This window comes from Actinomadura craniellae (assembly GCF_003289645.1).
Lineage (GTDB): Bacteria > Actinomycetota > Actinomycetes > Streptosporangiales > Streptosporangiaceae > Actinomadura_D > Actinomadura_D craniellae.
Genome location: NZ_QLYX01000004.1, coordinates 376,174 through 392,016, shown reverse-complemented (window position 1 = coordinate 392,016; position 15,843 = coordinate 376,174). Strand labels below are relative to the sequence as shown.

Genomic DNA, 15,843 nt, shown 5'->3' with positions numbered 1-15,843 from the left:
GCTCCGAGGTGTTGTCGATGATCGCGATTCTGGGTGCCGGCAAGATGGGTGAGGCGCTGCTGTCCGGGGTGCTCCGGGCCGGCCGCCGCCCGGCCGAACTGCTGGTGACCGCCCGCCGTGCGGAGCGCGCGGCGCTGCTGCACGAGCGGTACGGGGTGGCGGCGGTGGGCACCGCCGAGGCCGCCAAGACCGCCGACACCCTGGTCCTGGCGGTGAAGCCGCAGGACATGGCCGCGCTGCTGGACGAGCTGCGCCCGTCCGTCCCGCCCGGCAAGCTGGTGATCTCCATGGCGGCGGGCATCACCACCGGGTTCATCGAGGACCGGCTGCCGTCCGGTGTGCCGGTGGTCCGGGTGATGTCCAACACCCCGGTCCACGTCGACGAGGCGATGAGCGTGATCTCGGCGGGCTCGCACGCCGGCGAGGAGCACCTGCGGCTGGCCGAGGAACTGCTCGAGCCGGTCGGCAAGGTGCTGCGCATCCCCGAGTCGCTGCAGGACGGTGCCACCGCGCTGTCGGGCAGCGGCCCCGCGTACTTCTACTACCTCGTCGAGGCGATGGTCGACGCGGGGATCCTGCTGGGCATGCCGCGGGCCGCGGCACTGGAAATGGTGATCCAGTCGGCGGTCGGCGCGGCCGTGATGCTCCGCGACAGCGGCGAGCACCCCGTGCTGCTGCGCGAGGCGGTCACCTCCCCGGGCGGGACGACCATCGCCGCCATCCGGGAGCTGGAGCGGCACGGCGTCCGTGCCGCCGTCCTGGAGGCGATCGAGGCGGCCCGCAACCGCGGCCGGGAACTGGCCACCGGCGGCTGACCCCTCCTGTTCGGTCCCCGCCCACCACTTGACACACAGAGAAGCGTCACGAGTGGGGGGATTTTTCCGCCGGCGCTTGAACCTGGTGGGGGTGCTGGACGATAAACAGGTATGGGAATCGTGCTCCGCCTGCTCGTGGCAGCAGGTCTCGCCGTTGACGCCTACGTGCACTGGATCTTCGCCCCCGACATGGCCAACCCCGATGCCACCGGCATCGGCGGCGACACCCTCTTCCGGGGCCAGGCGGTGGTCGCGGCCCTGGCCGCGGTGCTGGTGCTGGTGCTGGAACGCTGGTGGACGTACGCCGTCGCCTTCCTGGTGGCGGGCAGTGCGGTCGGCGCGCTGCTGTTCTACCACTACTTCGACCCCGGGGCGCTGGGCCCGATCCCGAACATGCACGACACGACCTGGTACAGCGAGAAGGTCTGGTGTGTCGTCGGTGAGGGCATAGCCACGGTCGCCGCCCTGGTCGGGATGCTGACCGTCCGGGCCTCTCGCCGGGACCCCGCGCCAGCCGGGCTCTGACGGGGTCTGTCGGGCCGGGGTGATCGCTCCTACGATGGCCGGGTGGCTTTGCGGAGGTATGTCCCCCCGGCTCTGGCCGCGCTGACGGCCCTCGGCCTGGCCGGTGCGTGCACCGGCGACGACGAGCGCCCCCGGGTCCGGATCGGGACGGTGGGCACGTCCGACGTGGCCGAGGTCGTCGAGGTTCCGGCCACGGTGGCGGCCCGCCGCACGTCCTCGCTGCGCGCCCCGGCCGAGGGCGTGATCCGGCGGCTGCACGTGGCGGACGGCGACCGGGTGCGGCGCGGCCAGGTGCTCGCCCGGCTCGACTCGCCGACGGCCCGGGAGCAACTCGCCGAGGCCCGGGCCGCCGACCGCGCGGCCGGCGGCTCCGTCCCCGCCGCCCCGGCCGGGGTCGACCTCGGCTCCTTCCAGCGGCACACCGACCGCACCGCCCGGCGGGGCTTCACCGAGGCACGCCGGATCGCCCGGGAGGTCCCCGACCCGGGGCAGCGCGCCCGGGTGCTCGCCGAGATCACCCGGGCCGAGGCCGACTACGCCGCCGCGGCCGCGGCGGCCCGCGCCGCGGTGGCCCGGCTGAACGCCGGGCTGGGCGGTGTCGGCGCGGCCCTCTCGTCGATCACCGCCGCGCAGCGGGTGCAGACCAGGGCTGCGGTGCTCGCGGCGGAGCGCACCGTCGAGGCGCTGACGATCCGGGCGCCGTTCGCCGGGGTGGCGAGCCTGGGCGGCCCGGCCGGGAGCCCGGGCGGCCTGCCGAGCCCGCCGCCCGGGGCCGCCGGGGCCGCCGGGGCGCTGAGCGGGCTGGCCGGGCTGGGCGGAGCGCCCCGGGACGCCGCGTCCATCGCCGAGGGCGCTCCGGTCACCGCCGGCGACGCCGTCGTGACCGTCACCGACGTCTCCCGGCTGACCCTGTCGGCCGACGTGGACGAGACGGACGTGCTCCGGGTGGACCAGGGCACCCCGGCGGACGTCGAACTCGACGCCCTGCCCGGCGTCCGGTACACCGCCGTGGTCACCGGGGTCGGGGTCACCCCCCAGCAGCAGTCGGCCGGCGGCGTCACCTACCGGGTCACGCTCTCCCTCGGGGCCGGCACCGGATCCGGCGGTGCGGCCGCCCCCCGGCCCAAGCCGGGCATGAGCGCCGTGGCCGACCTGCGGGTCCGGGAGGCGCGCGGGGTGCTGTCGGTGCCGTCCGCGGCGGTCGTCACCAGCGGGCGCGAGACGACGGTCTGGGTGGTGACGGACGGGCGGGCGCGGCGGCGCGCGGTCCGCCTGGGCGCGCAGGGCGACTCCCTCGTCCAGGTGCTGGGCGGCCTGGCCCCGGGCGAGCGCATCGTCACTTCCAGGGTGGACACGGTCGAGCAGGGCCAGGAGGTGCCGTGACCGGGCCGCCGGCGCTGGAGGCCGCCGGTGTCGGCCGGACGTACCGGATGGGCGGCGTGTCCGTCGAGGCGCTGCGCGGGGTGGATCTGCGGATCGCCCCGGGCGAGTTCGCCGCCATCGTCGGCCCGTCGGGTTCGGGGAAGTCCACGCTGATGCACCTGCTGGGCTGCCTTGACCGGCCCACCGCGGGCTCGTTGCGGATCGGCGGGCGCGAGGTCGCGGCGCTCTCCGACGCCGAACTGGCCGAGTTGCGCAACGCCACCATCGGCTTCGTGTTCCAGTCGTTCCAGCTGCTCGCCCGGACCAGTGCCCGCGACAACGTGGCGCTGCCGCTGGTCTACCGGGGTGTGGGCCGGGCCGAGCGGCGCCGCCTCGCGGCCGAGGCGCTGGCCACCGTGGGGCTGGGGCACCGGCTGGACCACCGGCCGAACCAGCTCTCCGGGGGCGAGCAGCAGCGGGTGGCGATCGCCCGGGCGCTGGTCGGGGAGCCGCGGGTGGTGCTGGCCGACGAGCCCACCGGCAACCTCGACACCCGGACCGGTCACGAGGTGATGGACCTGCTCGCCCGGCTGAACACCGAGCGCGGCGTCGCCGTCGTCCTCGTCACGCACGAGCACGACGTGGCGGCCCGCGCCCGCCGGCAGATCCGGATCCGGGACGGGCGGGTCGAGCACGACACCGGGGCGTCCGGGTGAGGCTCGCCGAATCGGTCCGGGTGGCCTGGGACGCGCTCCGGGTGAACCGGCTGCGCAGCGGGCTGACCATGTTCGGGGTGGTGGTCGGGGTCGCCGCCGTGGTGGTGCTGGTGGCGATCGGCTCCGGGGCGCGGAACATGGTGGAACGGGAGATCGAGGGACTCGGCTCCAACCTGATCTTCGTGGCGCCCGGGGAACTGTCCTTCGGCGCCGCGCCCACGCTGAGCCGGATGCGGCTGGAGGACGTCGCCCCCCTCGCCCGGGTGGTGGGCGACGAGCGGCGGATCGCGGTGTCGCTGGCCTCCGGGGAGCGGGTGCGCGCGGGCGGCAGCGAGACGTTCTCGACCGTGGTCGGGGCCAACGAGCACCTGCAGCAGGTGTTCAACCGGCCGCTGAGCCGGGGCCGCTACCTCAGCCGCACGGATGTGGAGACCCGGCGCCGGGTTGCGGTGCTGGGCTCGGAGACCGCCCGGCGGATCTTCGGCGAGGCCGATCCGGTGGGCCGCCAGGTGGCGGTCGCCGGCGGCGCCCGGTTCCGGGTGATCGGCGTGTTCGATGAGGTCGGTCAGACCTTCGGTCAGCCGCGTGACGCCGAGCTGCACATCCCGGTGACCACCGCGCAGCGGCTGTTCGGGGTCGACCGGATCGACTTCCTCGCCATCCGCGCCCCGACCACCGACGCCATCCCGGACCTGCAACGGCGGGTGGTGGCCGAGCTGGAGCGCAGGTATCCGGGGGAGCGGTTCTCGGCGATCACCCAGACCCAGCTGCTGGGCACGATCGGCACCGTGCTGGGCGCGCTGACCGGGGTGCTGGCCGCGATCGCCGCGATCTCACTGCTGGTCGGCGGGGTGGGCGTCTCGAACATCATGCTGGTCAGCGTGCGGGAGCGGACCCGGGAGATCGGCCTGCGCAAGGCGCTCGGCGCCCGGCAGCGCGACATCCTGGCCCAGTTCCTGGTGGAGGCGGTGCTGCTCACCACGATCGGCGGTCTGGCGGGCATCGCGCTGGGGGTCGGCGGCGCGCTGGCCATCTCCCGGGCGTCACCCGTCCCGGCGGAGGTCGCCTGGTGGTCTCCGGCGCTGGCGTTCGCGGTCTCGGCGGCGGTAGGCGTGATCTTCGGCGTGCTGCCGGCCCGCCGGGCGGGCCGGCTCGATCCGGTGGTGGCCCTCCGCACGGAGTGACCGCTACGCGGCGTCGGCGGCGCCGGCGGCCGAGGGGTGCAGCACCGAGCCGATGAAGCGGGCGGCCTCGCGCAGCGCGGTGCGGGCCTCGGGCAGCAGCCGGTCGAGGATCTGGAAGACGTGCATCTGGCCGGGCCAGACCTGGAGTTCGCAGGCGTCGCCCAGGGCCTTGGCCAGCCGTTCGGCCTCCGGCCGCAGTACCTCGTTCCCGCCGACCTGGATCAGGAACGGCGGCATGTCCGTCCACGCGCGGTGGAGCAGCGCCAGCCGGGGGTCGCGGGGGTCGGCGTCGCCGATCACCAGCCGGGCGACCCGCTGCGCCGCGTGCGCGCTGATGTAGGCGTCCCGGGCGTCGCTGCCCAGGGACAGCTCGCACTCGAGGTCCACCCAGGGGGACAGGAGCACCACCCCGGCCGGGGCGGGCAGGCCGATGCGGCAGATCTCCCCGGTCAGCGAGGCCGCCAGGTGCCCGCCCGCGGAGTCGCCGGCCACGATGATCCGGCCGGCGGGGACGCCCCGGGAGAGCAGCCAGCGGTACGCGGCCAGCGCGTCGTTCAGGGCGGCTGGAAAGGGGTGCTCGGGCGCCAGGCGGTAGCGCGGGACGAGCACCGGCAGCCCGGACTCCACCGCCAGCCGGGAGGTGATCGAGCGGTGCGTGCGCGGCGAGCACATCACGTAGCCGCCGCCGTGCAGGTACAGGACGGCTCCCTCGGCGACCGGCCCGGCCGGTGCCACCCACTCGCCGGCGACGGGCGGCTCGCCGGTCTCGACGCGGGGGTCGGCCAGCGGCTCGATGCGCACCCCGGGGCTGACCGGCAGTAGCCGGGCGGCGGCGTCGACGGTGGCCCGGAACGCCTGGAGCGAGCCGGGCGGCCCCGGCGCGCGGTTGAGGAGGGGCCACAGGCTCAGCCGGAGCGCCTGCGCGATGACGCGACTCTGCCGGCTTGACTGCAGCGGGTCGCCGGGTAGGAGCTGATCCATCGGCACCCCACTTCCGGATACATTTCCGTCGTGTTAACTCTGCTCTCAAGGGAGAGTAATCCACCTCACAAGTTTTCACCAGTGTGAGCTGCGTTGACTCCTGTCAGTGCACGTCCGGTGGCTGTTTGTTGTGATGAGCGCCACGGGGAGTTCCGCCGTGCAGGAGCGATAACGTGAGCTCATGAACGAGCCGGAGGCGTGCGGGCTGGAAGTCCTCTGGGACGAGAAACTCATCTCCTACGACTTCGGCTCCGGCCATCCGCTCAACCCCGTCCGGGTCGAGCTGACGATGGAACTGGCCCGGCAGTACGGGGTCCTCGACCACCCGAACGTGCGCCTGGCGGAGTTCGCCCCCGCCGGCGACGACCTGCTCGAACTGGTACACGAGCCGGGCTACATCGCGGCGGTCAAGCACTCCGGCGCCACCGGGCTCGCGGAACCGGGCCGCGGGCTGGGCAGCCCCGACAACCCGGTCTTCGCGGGCATGCACGACGCCTCGGCCCTGGTGGCCGGCGCCTCGGTCGCCGCCGCCCGGGCGGTGTGGACGGGCGGGTCGGAGCACGCCGCCAACATCGCCGGCGGGCTGCACCACGCGCTGCCGGGCGCGGCGTCCGGCTTCTGCGTGTACAACGACCCCGCCATCGCGATCGCCTGGCTGCTGGAGCAGGGCGCCGAGCGGGTGGCGTACGTCGACATCGACGTGCACCACGGGGACGGCGTGCAGGCCGTCTTCTACGACGACCCCCGGGTGCTCACGATCAGCCTGCACGAGACACCGCGCACGCTCTTCCCCGGCACCGGCTTCCCCGACGAGACCGGCGCCGACGGCACCGCCGTCAACGTCGCGCTGCCGCCGGGCACCGGCGACGCGCCCTGGCTGCGCGCCTTCCACGCCGTGGTGCCGCACCTGCTGCGGGCGTTCCGGCCCCAGGTCCTGCTCACCCAGCACGGCTGCGACAGCCACGCGCTCGACCCGCTGGCCCACCTGATCCTGACGGTGGACGGCCAGCGCGCCGCGTACGCGGCACTGCACCGGCTGGCGCACGAGACGGCGGGCGGCCGCTGGATCGTCACCGGCGGCGGGGGCTACGAGCTGGTCCAGGTGGTCCCGCGGGCGTGGACGCACCTGCTGGCCGAGGCCGCCGGCCGCCCCATCGCCCCGGAGACGCCCACCCCCGACGACTGGCGCGAGTTCGTCCGGCAGCGGACGGCGGAGATCGCGCCCCGCCGGATGACCGACGGCGGCCGGACCGAGGGGCCCTCCTGGGCGGGCGGGTACGACCCGGCCAGCCCCCTCGACCAGGCGATCCTGGCGACCCGGCGCGCGGTGTTCCCCGAACACGGCCTCGACCCGATGACCGACGCATGACCTGAGGAGCGAGCTTTTGAACACGCCTTCTCCGTCCCGGGCGCCGTCCCGGGCGGAGCTGCGGGAGCACCTGGTCCGTACGATGATCGCCGGCGAGGTCGCGACCCCCAGACAGAACAACCTGCTGCACTACCGGCGGATGGCCGCGGGCAACCCCTACTACCTGTTCGGGCTGGACCTCAAGCGGCAGTGGTCGGAGGCCGACGTCCTGGCGATGATGGCCGAGCGGTGCGGGGTCAGCCCCGATCCGCGGCACGTCTACGGGGACGACACCATCGACCCCGACCGCACGCTGGACGCGCTGGAGGCGATGGCCGAACGCATCCGGCACGCCGCCGACAGCCGCGCCCGGGTGGTGCTGGCGACCGGCCACCCCCAGGCGCTGCCGCCGATCTACCAGGCGCTGGGCCGGGCACTGCGGGCCCGCGGCTGCCGGCTGCTGACCCCGGCCGAGGGCTGGTGGTACGAGGCCGAGCTCGCCTACGGCACGGAGGTCCGCCGGCTGCGCTACGTCGAGGACGTGGCGATGCTCCAGAGCGAGGACGGCCGGATGCAGCACACCCACGATCCGCAGCCGATGGAGGCGATACTGGCCGAGCTCGCAGCAGAATCCGATGATTGGCCGGATCTGGCCATCGCCGACCACGGCTGGGCGGGAGCCGCCGGCGAGGCCGGGATCGTCACCGTCGGATTCGCCGACTGCAACGATCCAGCCCTGTTCGCGGGGGAGGCCGAGGGGAAGGTCGCGGCCGTGGTGCCCCTGGACGACGGCGTTCCGGCCCACCAGTACGCGCCGTTGACTGCTTACCTTCTGGAGCTATCTGGCTTGTCTGCCTGAACTTCCCTCTTGCGACTGTGGATGCACGATTTACGCTGGGGGAAGTACACGTGCGTGTTCAAAGTCACCCAAAGGGCCGGTGCGCGGCACGTGTGGAAGAGGGCGTCCGATGGGCTCAGGCGAGCGACCTCTGAGTGAGGTCAGGTTCCTGACTGTGGCCGAAGTGGCGGCGGTGATGCGGGTGTCCAAGATGACCGTCTACCGCCTTGTCCATTCAGGCGAGCTGCCGGCGATACGCGTAGGCCGCTCGTTCAGAGTTCCCGAGCAGGCCGTTCACGACTACCTCCGCGACGCGTACATCGAAGCGGGGTAGCCGGGGGTCGCGGGTGCCGTGAGCAGGCGCCCGCGGCGGCGGCGAGGGAGAGCGTGGCCGGCGGCCCGCGGGGCCGTCGGCCGGTACGCGGTGGCCGAACGAGGGTCACCGCGGTGACCGGCTGCGGCGTGGGCGCCGGTCCAGCGGTACCCTTGGGCTCCGGGCCTGTACGCCCGGGTGGGGGCGCGCGGTCTGCTCGCCCCCTGCACTCCATCCGGCATGTCGAGTGAGGTTTCGTGGGTTCCGTCATCAAGAAGCGCCGTAAGAGGATGGCCAAGAAGAAGCACCGCAAGCTGCTGAAGAAGACGCGGGTCCAGCGGCGCAACAAGAAGTAGCCGGACGGGGCCGGGAAGGGTGGGGCGCACGGTGTCCGCTAAGCCCTCAGCCGCGGCCCGTGTGGTCCTCGTGACGGGTGTCTCCCGTTTCCTGGGCGCACGGGTCGCGAACGCCCTGCAGGCCGATCCGTCCGTCGAGCGGGTCATCGGGGTCGACACCGTCCCGCCCACGCTGCCGCTCGGCCGCACCGAGTTCGTCACGGTCGACATCCGCACACCGAACATCGCCAAGGTGATCACCTCGGCGCGGGTCGACACCGTGGTCCACCTGAACCTGGTGACCGTCCCGCAGCTCGGGCCGCGGCTGAAGATGAAGGAAATCAACGTCATCGGCACGATGCAGCTGCTGGCGGCGTGCCAGCGGTCGCCCGACATGCGCAGGCTCGTGGTCCGCTCGTCGGCCGCCGTCTACGGCTCCTCCCCGCGCGACCCCGCGGTCTTCTCCGAGCTCGACGAGCCGGCGGAGCCCCCCGCGTCCGGCTACGCCAGGGACGCGGTCGAGGTCGAGGGCTACGTGCGGGGGCTGCAGCGGCGCCGCCCCGACCTCGTGGTGTCGCTGCTGCGCTTCGCCAACTTCCTCGGCCCCGACGTCGACACACCGCTGACCCGGTACCTGCGGATGCCGGTGGTGCCCACGGTGCTGGGCTTCGACCCGCGGCTGCAGTTCATGCACGAGGACGACGGCGTGGAGGTGCTGCGGCGGATGACGCTGGAAGACCACCCCGGCACGTTCAACGCGGCCGGTGACGGAGTGCTGCTGCTGTCGCAGGCGCTGCGCCGGGCGGGCCGTCCCCATGTCCCGGTGCCCGCGCAGTCGATGCAGGTGCTGGGCGATCTGGGACGCCGCTTCGCCGGGCTGTCGGGGTTCTCACCGGAACTGCTGCGCTGGCTGATGTACGGCCGGGTGGTCGACTCCTCCCGGCTGGCGGCCGAGCTCGGCTGGCGGCCCGGGTACGACTCGGCCACGGCGTTCGACGAGTTCGTGCGCGCCCAGGGAATGGGCGGCAACCCGCCGGCCGAACTGCTCGACCGCCTCGCCGGGGCGCTGGGCGGAACCCGATGAGCGCCGCCCCGGAGCCCGACGAGGGGGCACGGATCATCCCGCTCGGCAACGGCTACCGCCCCCCGCCGGAGCCGGAACCGGACGACCGCGGCTCGTTCGAACGCGGCGTCGCGGCCGGCCTGTCCTTCCTGCGCCGCCGGATGTCCGGCGACTACCCCGTGGACGAGTTCGGCTACGACCCCGAGTTCAACCGCACCGTGGTGCTGCCGCCCGCCCGGCTGCTGTTCGAGCGCTGGTTCCGGGTGGAACTGGACGGGGTGGAGAACATCCCCGACAAGGGCGGCGCGCTGATCGTCGCCAACCACTCGGGCACCCTCCCGCTGGACGGCATCATGCTCACGGTCGCCGCCCACGACCACGCCCACCGCGACCTGCGCCTGCTCGGCGCCGACCTGGTCTACCAGGTGCCGCTGCTGGGCCACCTGTCCCGCAAGGCCGGCCACACCCTGGCCTGCCAGGCCGACGCCGCCCGCCTGCTGGACAAGGGCGAACTGGTCGGCGTGTTCCCCGAAGGCTTCAAGGGCGTCGGCAAGCCCTTCGGTGACCGCTACAAGCTGCAACGCTTCGGCCGCGGCGGCTTCGTCGAGACCGCACTACGCGCCCGCACCCCGATCATCCCCTGCGCCATCGTCGGCGCCGAGGAGATCTACCCCAAGATCGCCGACTTCTGGCCCCTGGCCCGCCTCCTGGGCCTCCCCTACTTCCCGATCACCCCCACGTTCCCCCTGCTGGGCGCCCTGGGCCTGGTCCCCCTCCCGTCCAAATGGATGATCCAGTTCGGCGAGCCGGTACCCCTGGACGAGTACGAGGCCACCGCCGCCGACGACCCCATGACGGTCTTCAACCTCACCGACCACGTCCGCGAAACCATCCAGCACATGCTCTACGACCTCCTCCTCCGCCGCGGCACCGCTTTCCTCTGACAGCCCCGGCCTCTGACAGCCCCGGCCTCTAACAGCACCGGCTTCGCCGGTAGGTGCGCCCCCTGACCCGACCGCGCTTCCCGCCAGCGCAGGATTCACCGTCGGGCACGCCCGAACTGATCCGTCCGCGAAAGGACGAGATCGGACGCCGATGCGAAGCGAGGCGGCCCGGGAGCGGCGCCCGCGCCGTCTGGACTGAGGAGCGGTGAAGATCGTGAGGAACGAGCGATCTTCACCGCGACGAGGGAAGACGGCGCGCCGAAGGCGCCGCGACAAGCGCGAGGAACGAGCGCCAAGCAAACTACGCGCGGTAGTGCTTCCTCAGCGCCATCCCCGCGGCGACGCCGCCGGCCAGGGCGCCGGCGCCCGCGGCGGCGGGCAGCGCGATCATGGTGACCTTGCGCCCGGTGCGGAAGTCGTGCACGGGCCAGTTCTCGGCCTTGGCGTGCGCGCGCAGTTCGGTGTCGGGGTTGACGGCGTGGGGGTACCCGACGACGGTCAGCATCGGCATGTCGTTGTGGGAGTCGCTGTAGGCGGAGCAGCGGGACAGGTCGAGCCCCTCGCGCAGTGCCAGCGCCCGGACGGCTTCGGCCTTGTTGGGTCCGTGCAGCAGGTTGCCGACGAGCCTGCCGGTGTAGACGCCGTCCTCGGTCTCGGCGACGGTGCCGAGCGCGCCGGTGAGGCCCAGCCGGTGGGCGATGACCCGGGCGACCTCGACGGGGGTGGCGGTGACGAGCCAGACCTGCTGCCCGGCGTCGAGGTGCTGGAGGGCGAGCGCCCGGGTGCCGGCCCAGATCCGGTCGGCCATGACCTCGTCGTAGATCTCCTCGCAGAGCCGGACGAGGTCTTCGACCTTCTGCCCGGCGACGAAGGCGAGCGCGGCCTCTTTGGCGGTGGAGATGTGCTCGGCGTTCTCGGCGCCGCGCAGCCGGAAGGCGGCCTGCCCGACCGCGAACAGGGCGAGGTCGCGCAGGGTGAAGAGTTTGCGCGCGGCGAGGCCGCGGGCGAAGTAGTAGATCGACGCGCCGCGCATCATGGTGTTGTCGACGTCGAAGAACGCGGCCGCGGTCAGGTCGGGCTCGGACGGGATCGTGTCGGTGGTCTCGGCGGCGGCGGCCGCGACCTTCCCCGCGCGAGCGGGGTCGTCATCGCCCCGCCGGTGCCAGATTCGGCGCATGCTCCCGAGCCTAATGCGTGCCGGACGGATGCACGGTGAATGATTGCCGCGCGCAGGGTGGGTCCAGGCCGGTTCTAGGGCGGTTCCGGCGGTGTTGGCTGCTGCCTGCGCCTCGTCGTTCGCTGCGCGGGCCGCTCGTTCCTCACGGCCCACTCCGCTCACTCCTCGGCTCCGGCAGGGCTCGGGTGCGTTCGATGATTTCGTTCACCAGGGCCAGCGAGTCGTGTCCGGCGGGTGGCAGCCGGGGCAGTAGAGCGCTCAGCCGGCCGCGCTGGTCGAGGGTGAACTCGGTCAGCGCGGTGACGAGGGCGCGGTCGCCGCTGTGCAGGTACGCCCGGTGCAGCAGTTCGGCGGCGGTCCGGGTGTGGTCGTCCATGTCGCGGAGCGTGTCGCGGATGGCGCCGGAGTCGGGCCGGGGCCGGTCGACGAGCCGGGCCAGTTCCCGGGTGCGGGTGCGGGCGGTGGCGAGTTCGCGCCGGCCGCGGGCGGCGTCGCTGCCGGCCAGGCTGAGCCGGGCGCTTTCGCCCGCGCGTTTGACCACGTGGAACTGGTCGCCGGGCAGGGACCGCTGGGCGTTGAACACGGTGGTGCCGCCGAGCCCGGCGGCCAGCAGCAGCGCGGCGGCCACGGCGAGCCCGGGCCGCCGGCGCCGGGGTGCCGCGCGGACCGCCGCGGGCCGCTGGGTCACCGGGCGCTCGGCGGCGGCCATGAGCTGTTCGCGCAGCAGTTCCCGGAAGAGCGGGTCGGGGCCGGGGCCGGTCTCGCCGATCTCACGCAGCTTCGACAGCGGGTCGTCCTTGCCCCGCCTCGTCGTCATAGAGATTCCCCTGAGCTCGCCGTCCACTTCCCAACGATCGGGAGTATGCAGGAGTTACGGCCGGCCCCGTACCGGCCCCTGCGGGCGCTCAGGTGCGCAGGTCGGTGGGCAGCATCCGGCCCAGCGTCCGGACGGCGCGGTACTGGAGCGCCTTGATGGCGCCGGTCTTCTTGCCCATGATGAGCGCGGTCTCGGCCACCGAGAGGCCGTGCAGGAAGCGCAGCACGATGCATTCCTGCTGCTCGGAGTTGAGCCGCCGGATGGCGTTCAGCAGCACGCCGGTGGTCATGGATTCGAGGACGGCCCGCTCGGGCCCCTCCTCCAGCCGGTCGCCTTCGAGCGTTTCGGCCGTGCAGATTTCCAGCCGGTACCGGCTGGACTTGAAGTGGTCGGCCACCAGGTTGCGGGCGATGGTCACCAGCCAGGCGCCGAAGTCCTTGCCCTGCCAGTTGAAGTCGGACATCCGGCGCAGCGCCCGCAGGAAGGTGTCGCTGGTGAGGTCCTCGGCGAGGGCGTGGGTGCCGACCCGGTAGTAGATGTACTTGTAGACCAGTTCCAGGTAGTGGTCGTACAGCTGGCCGAAGGCCTCGGTCTCGCCGTCGCGGGCCCGCAGGACCAGGCGCTTGATCTCGTCGCTTTCGGGGACGCGCGCGGTTCGGCGCGCGCCGGCCCGGGGCTCCCGGGTTCCGACCTGCGGGGACGGCGGGACGATCACCGATTCCCGGTCTTCGAGGGTCAGGCTGCGCATGCAGTCCTCCTCGGGCTGATGCGGTCGTGGCCGAGCGAAAACCGCGGCGGGCGCGACCTCCGGCGTGGAAAGCCACTGTAGATACTGTCAAGTATTGCCGCAATGGCTAGTTGAGACGGATCTGTTATACAGCTGCCCAATCTTCTGAGATGTCCAGCGATCTCGGCACAGGGTTACGCGAACAGGTCCGTCATCGGGCACCATGGGGCGCGATGGTCGTAGGAATACTCGCGCTCGCAGCGACCCTGGCCGCCCTGGTGGCCCTGGGGACGCTCCTCATGCGCGCCAACAGCGAACGCCGGCCCTTCCTGGCCGGCTGGTCCCTCACCCTTCTCGGGATCTCCATCGCGCTGGGCGCCATGGGGCTGGGCTTCATCGCGGGCTTCGGCGGCGGGACGTTCCGCGCGATCGAGCTGGGCGGCGCGCTGCTGGCGCCGATCTGGCTGGCGCTCGGCATGGTCGAGCTGATGGCCCGCCTCGTGCAGGTGCGCTTCGCGGCCTGGCTGTTCGCGGTCTCGTACACGGTGGTCGCCGCGGTGATCGTGCTGCTGGACCCGCTGAAGGGCGACTTCGACAAGAGCCTGCCCAAGCCGGGCGAGCACTACGGGGGCCTGCCCCTGCTGCTCATCGACGTGGCGCACGTCATCGCGGTTCTCGCGCTGGTCGCGTGCGCCGGGGTGATCGCGGTGCGGGCCGGCAAGGAGGACCGCGAGGCGTACGACCTGCTCATGCCGGTGGCGTTCGTCGCGCTGGCCGGGGTGCTGGTGGTGGGCGGCACCCGCGGTTTCCTGCCCGGCCTGCTGGCGGTGCTGGCGCTGGCCGGGGCCGCGGCGCTGGTCTGGTTCGGCGCGCGCCGCACCGAGCCGCCCCTGGACGACGACGACTACGACGACTACGACGACCGGTACGACGGCGCCGACAACGTCCGCACCGGCTACGAGGCGCAGGCGACCTTCGCGGCGCCCACCATGCAGCCGCCGCCCGCGCCGATGGTCGAGGTGCCGCCCGGCGGCGCCCCGGCGGGGGTGCGGTTCCCGCCGGGCGAGCCGGGGACCGTGGGCGCCGACCTGTTCGCCGGCCCGCCCCCGCCGCCCGCGCCGATGCGCGGGCTGATCACCGTCTACACGCTGCTCGACGGCCGCGAGGAGGCGTTCGACCGGCTGGTCGCCGAGGCGGTCCGGGCCGCCCGCGCCGGAGATCCCGAGACGCTGATCTTCACCTGCCACGAGGTGGTGAACGCGCCCACCCAGCGCATCGTCTACCAGCTCTTCCGGGACGAGGCCGCGTTCGCCGACCACCAGCGCCGGCCGCACATGGCGCGCTTCCTCGCCGAGAGCCGCACGCACGTGATCGCCACCAACGTGATCGAGCTGAACCTCGGCGCCGCCAAGGTCGTTCCGCCGCCGGCGCTGGCCCCCGACTACTAGGAGGAGCGAGCCGTTGACGACCGTGACCTTGCTCGGGAAGCCCGGCTGCCATCTGTGCGAGGACGCGCGGGCGGTGATCACAACGGTGCTGGCCGACTACGCCGGCCGCGGGGTGGTGCTGGAGGAGCGCGACATCACCCTGTCGGAGGAGGACACCCGGGAGTACTGGGAGCAGATCCCGGTGACCTTGATCGACGGGGTGCAGCACGACTTCTGGCGGGTGGACGAGGGGCGGTTGCGGGCGGCGCTCGACGCGGCCGTCCGGTCCTCCCGCGGTGTCTGATACGTCACACCGCGGGCCGGCCGGGCGGCCTCGCGGGCCTCTCCCGCCATGCTCCGATCAGGGGTTTGCCGTCGTTGTAGGGATTTGCCGGTACGAAGCCCCTCGCGTAGGCGACTTTGTGCACTCGTTCACAAGGCCTTAACCTGGAGGAAGCCTGGGCGGCCGGGCTGAACGGGCTTCCGGCCCGGCCGACGGCCCTCGCGGACAGCCACGAGCGTCGATCCGAAGAGCAGGCCGTGACACGACGACAGAATCGCAGCCGCGCCGAGCGCGGCATCCCCGAGGCGACGGTGGCGCGGTTGCCGGTCTACCTGCGCGCGCTGCACAGCCTCCAGGACCGGGGAATCGCCACGGTGTCCTCGGAGGAACTGGCGGCCGCGGCCGGGGTGAACTCCGCGAAGCTGCGCAAGGACCTGTCCCACCTCGGCTCCTACGGCACCCGGGGCGTCGGCTACGAGGTCGAGTACCTGATCTACCAGATCTCCCGCGAGCTGGGCCTGACGCAGGACTGGGTCGTGGCGATCATCGGGGTCGGCAACCTCGGCCGGGCGCTGGCCGGCTACGGCGGGTTCGCCTCCCGGGGGTTCCGCATGGCGAGCCTGCTCGACGCGGACCCGCGGTTGGTCGGCGAGCGCATCGCCGGCATCGACGTCGAGCACATCGACCGGCTGGAGACGGTCATCGCGGAGCACGGGGTGTCGATCGCGGTGATCGCCACCCCGGCGGTGGCCGCCCAAGAAGTGTGCGATCGGGTAGTCGCGTCCGGCGTGACCAGTGTGCTGAACTTTGCTCCGATCGTGCTGTCTGTACCGGACGGCGTGGACGTGCGTAAGGTCGATTTGTCGATCGAGTTGCAGATTCTGGCCTTCCACGAGCAACGCAAGGCAGGCGGCCCGATGGGTGAGCAGGTAGAACGCGAATACGTCGAGGCGGTCGAACTGTGAGTCAGCACAAGCTCGGGGGAGTC

18 protein-coding genes are annotated in these 15,843 nt (G+C 72.9%); 14 read left to right on the top strand and 4 right to left on the bottom strand.

All coding sequences use genetic code 11. From position 1 onward, the window contains the following. Nucleotides 1-17: 17 nt before the first annotated feature. The 5 genes from proC (at nucleotide 18) to DPM19_RS11450 (ending at nucleotide 4,602) form a co-directional block, all read left to right on the top strand. The gene (gene proC / locus DPM19_RS11470) at nucleotides 18-815 is read left to right on the top strand and encodes a pyrroline-5-carboxylate reductase (RefSeq protein WP_199484988.1); all 798 of its coding nucleotides are present in this window, start codon (nucleotides 18-20) and stop codon (nucleotides 813-815) included. Between the two features lie 111 nt (nucleotides 816-926). Further along, nucleotides 927-1,340 (top strand): hypothetical protein, encoded by a 414-nt coding sequence (locus DPM19_RS11465; RefSeq protein WP_111865986.1) that lies wholly within the window; start codon nucleotides 927-929, stop codon nucleotides 1,338-1,340. Nucleotides 1,341-1,382: 42 nt separating this feature from the next. Continuing rightward, a complete protein-coding gene (locus DPM19_RS11460) occupies nucleotides 1,383-2,723 on the top strand; it encodes an efflux RND transporter periplasmic adaptor subunit (RefSeq protein ID WP_111865983.1) in 1,341 nt (446 codons plus the stop codon). Then, nucleotides 2,720-3,418: an ABC transporter ATP-binding protein gene (locus tag DPM19_RS11455; protein WP_325050216.1), complete on the top strand. Its 699-nt coding sequence runs from the start codon at nucleotides 2,720-2,722 to the stop codon at nucleotides 3,416-3,418. Before DPM19_RS11460 ends, DPM19_RS11455 begins: the two co-directional genes overlap by 4 nt. Further along, nucleotides 3,415-4,602 carry an ABC transporter permease gene (locus DPM19_RS11450; RefSeq protein WP_111865980.1) on the top strand — a complete coding sequence of 396 codons (1,188 nt, stop codon included), beginning with the start codon at nucleotides 3,415-3,417 and terminating at the stop codon, nucleotides 4,600-4,602. The genes DPM19_RS11455 and DPM19_RS11450 overlap by 4 nt, the downstream gene beginning before the upstream one ends. 3 nt (nucleotides 4,603-4,605) lie before the next feature. On the opposite strand, the gene DPM19_RS11445 is transcribed toward DPM19_RS11450, so the two are convergent. After that, nucleotides 4,606-5,583, bottom strand: coding sequence for an alpha/beta hydrolase (locus DPM19_RS11445; protein ID WP_111865977.1), 978 nt, complete (start codon nucleotides 5,581-5,583; stop codon nucleotides 4,606-4,608). Nucleotides 5,584-5,764: 181 nt separating this feature from the next. On the opposite strand from DPM19_RS11445, the gene DPM19_RS11440 reads away from it, so the two are divergent. The 6 genes from DPM19_RS11440 (at nucleotide 5,765) to DPM19_RS11415 (ending at nucleotide 10,424) form a co-directional block, all read left to right on the top strand. Further along, a complete protein-coding gene (locus DPM19_RS11440) occupies nucleotides 5,765-6,952 on the top strand; it encodes an acetoin utilization protein AcuC (protein WP_111865974.1) in 1,188 nt (395 codons plus the stop codon). A gap of 16 nt (nucleotides 6,953-6,968) precedes the next feature. Then, nucleotides 6,969-7,790: a phosphatase gene (locus DPM19_RS11435; protein ID WP_267900872.1), complete on the top strand. Its 822-nt coding sequence runs from the start codon at nucleotides 6,969-6,971 to the stop codon at nucleotides 7,788-7,790. Nucleotides 7,791-7,899: 109 nt separating this feature from the next. Continuing rightward, on the top strand, nucleotides 7,900-8,103 hold the full coding sequence (locus DPM19_RS11430; RefSeq protein WP_111865968.1) for a helix-turn-helix domain-containing protein: 204 nt from the start codon (nucleotides 7,900-7,902) through the stop codon (nucleotides 8,101-8,103). 236 nt (nucleotides 8,104-8,339) lie between these two features. Further along, the gene (locus DPM19_RS11425) at nucleotides 8,340-8,438 is read left to right on the top strand and encodes a 30S ribosomal protein bS22 (RefSeq protein ID WP_012854759.1); all 99 of its coding nucleotides are present in this window, start codon (nucleotides 8,340-8,342) and stop codon (nucleotides 8,436-8,438) included. A 70-nt stretch (nucleotides 8,439-8,508) separates the two neighbouring features. After that, complete coding sequence (locus DPM19_RS11420) at nucleotides 8,509-9,501, top strand: NAD-dependent epimerase/dehydratase family protein (RefSeq protein ID WP_233510038.1); 993 nt, start codon at nucleotides 8,509-8,511, stop codon at nucleotides 9,499-9,501. Beyond that, nucleotides 9,498-10,424 (top strand): lysophospholipid acyltransferase family protein, encoded by a 927-nt coding sequence (locus DPM19_RS11415; protein ID WP_111865963.1) that lies wholly within the window; start codon nucleotides 9,498-9,500, stop codon nucleotides 10,422-10,424. Before DPM19_RS11420 ends, DPM19_RS11415 begins: the two co-directional genes overlap by 4 nt. 301 nt (nucleotides 10,425-10,725) lie before the next feature. Here DPM19_RS11415 and DPM19_RS11410 read toward each other — a convergent pair whose 3' ends face one another. The 3 genes from DPM19_RS11410 to DPM19_RS11400 all read right to left on the bottom strand — a co-directional run bounded on the left by DPM19_RS11410 (nucleotide 10,726) and on the right by DPM19_RS11400 (nucleotide 13,166). Next, the gene (locus DPM19_RS11410; protein ID WP_111865961.1) at nucleotides 10,726-11,601 is read right to left on the bottom strand and encodes an HAD family hydrolase; all 876 of its coding nucleotides are present in this window, start codon (nucleotides 11,599-11,601) and stop codon (nucleotides 10,726-10,728) included. Between the two features lie 142 nt (nucleotides 11,602-11,743). Beyond that, nucleotides 11,744-12,418: a DUF5667 domain-containing protein gene (locus tag DPM19_RS11405; RefSeq protein ID WP_111865958.1), complete on the bottom strand. Its 675-nt coding sequence runs from the start codon at nucleotides 12,416-12,418 to the stop codon at nucleotides 11,744-11,746. Nucleotides 12,419-12,506: 88 nt separating this feature from the next. After that, nucleotides 12,507-13,166, bottom strand: coding sequence for a sigma-70 family RNA polymerase sigma factor (locus DPM19_RS11400; protein WP_111865955.1), 660 nt, complete (start codon nucleotides 13,164-13,166; stop codon nucleotides 12,507-12,509). A 212-nt stretch (nucleotides 13,167-13,378) separates the two neighbouring features. Between DPM19_RS11400 and DPM19_RS11395 the strand changes: the two genes are divergently transcribed. The 3 genes from DPM19_RS11395 (at nucleotide 13,379) to DPM19_RS11385 (ending at nucleotide 15,820) form a co-directional block, all read left to right on the top strand. Continuing rightward, entirely contained in the window at nucleotides 13,379-14,593 is a 1,215-nt protein-coding gene (locus DPM19_RS11395; protein WP_111865953.1) for a putative quinol monooxygenase, read from the top strand. A gap of 13 nt (nucleotides 14,594-14,606) precedes the next feature. Next, nucleotides 14,607-14,876 carry a glutaredoxin family protein gene (locus DPM19_RS11390; RefSeq protein WP_111865950.1) on the top strand — a complete coding sequence of 90 codons (270 nt, stop codon included), beginning with the start codon at nucleotides 14,607-14,609 and terminating at the stop codon, nucleotides 14,874-14,876. 236 nt (nucleotides 14,877-15,112) lie between these two features. Further along, the gene (locus DPM19_RS11385) at nucleotides 15,113-15,820 is read left to right on the top strand and encodes a redox-sensing transcriptional repressor Rex (RefSeq protein ID WP_111865948.1); all 708 of its coding nucleotides are present in this window, start codon (nucleotides 15,113-15,115) and stop codon (nucleotides 15,818-15,820) included. The last annotated feature ends 23 nt before the right edge of the window (nucleotides 15,821-15,843 follow it).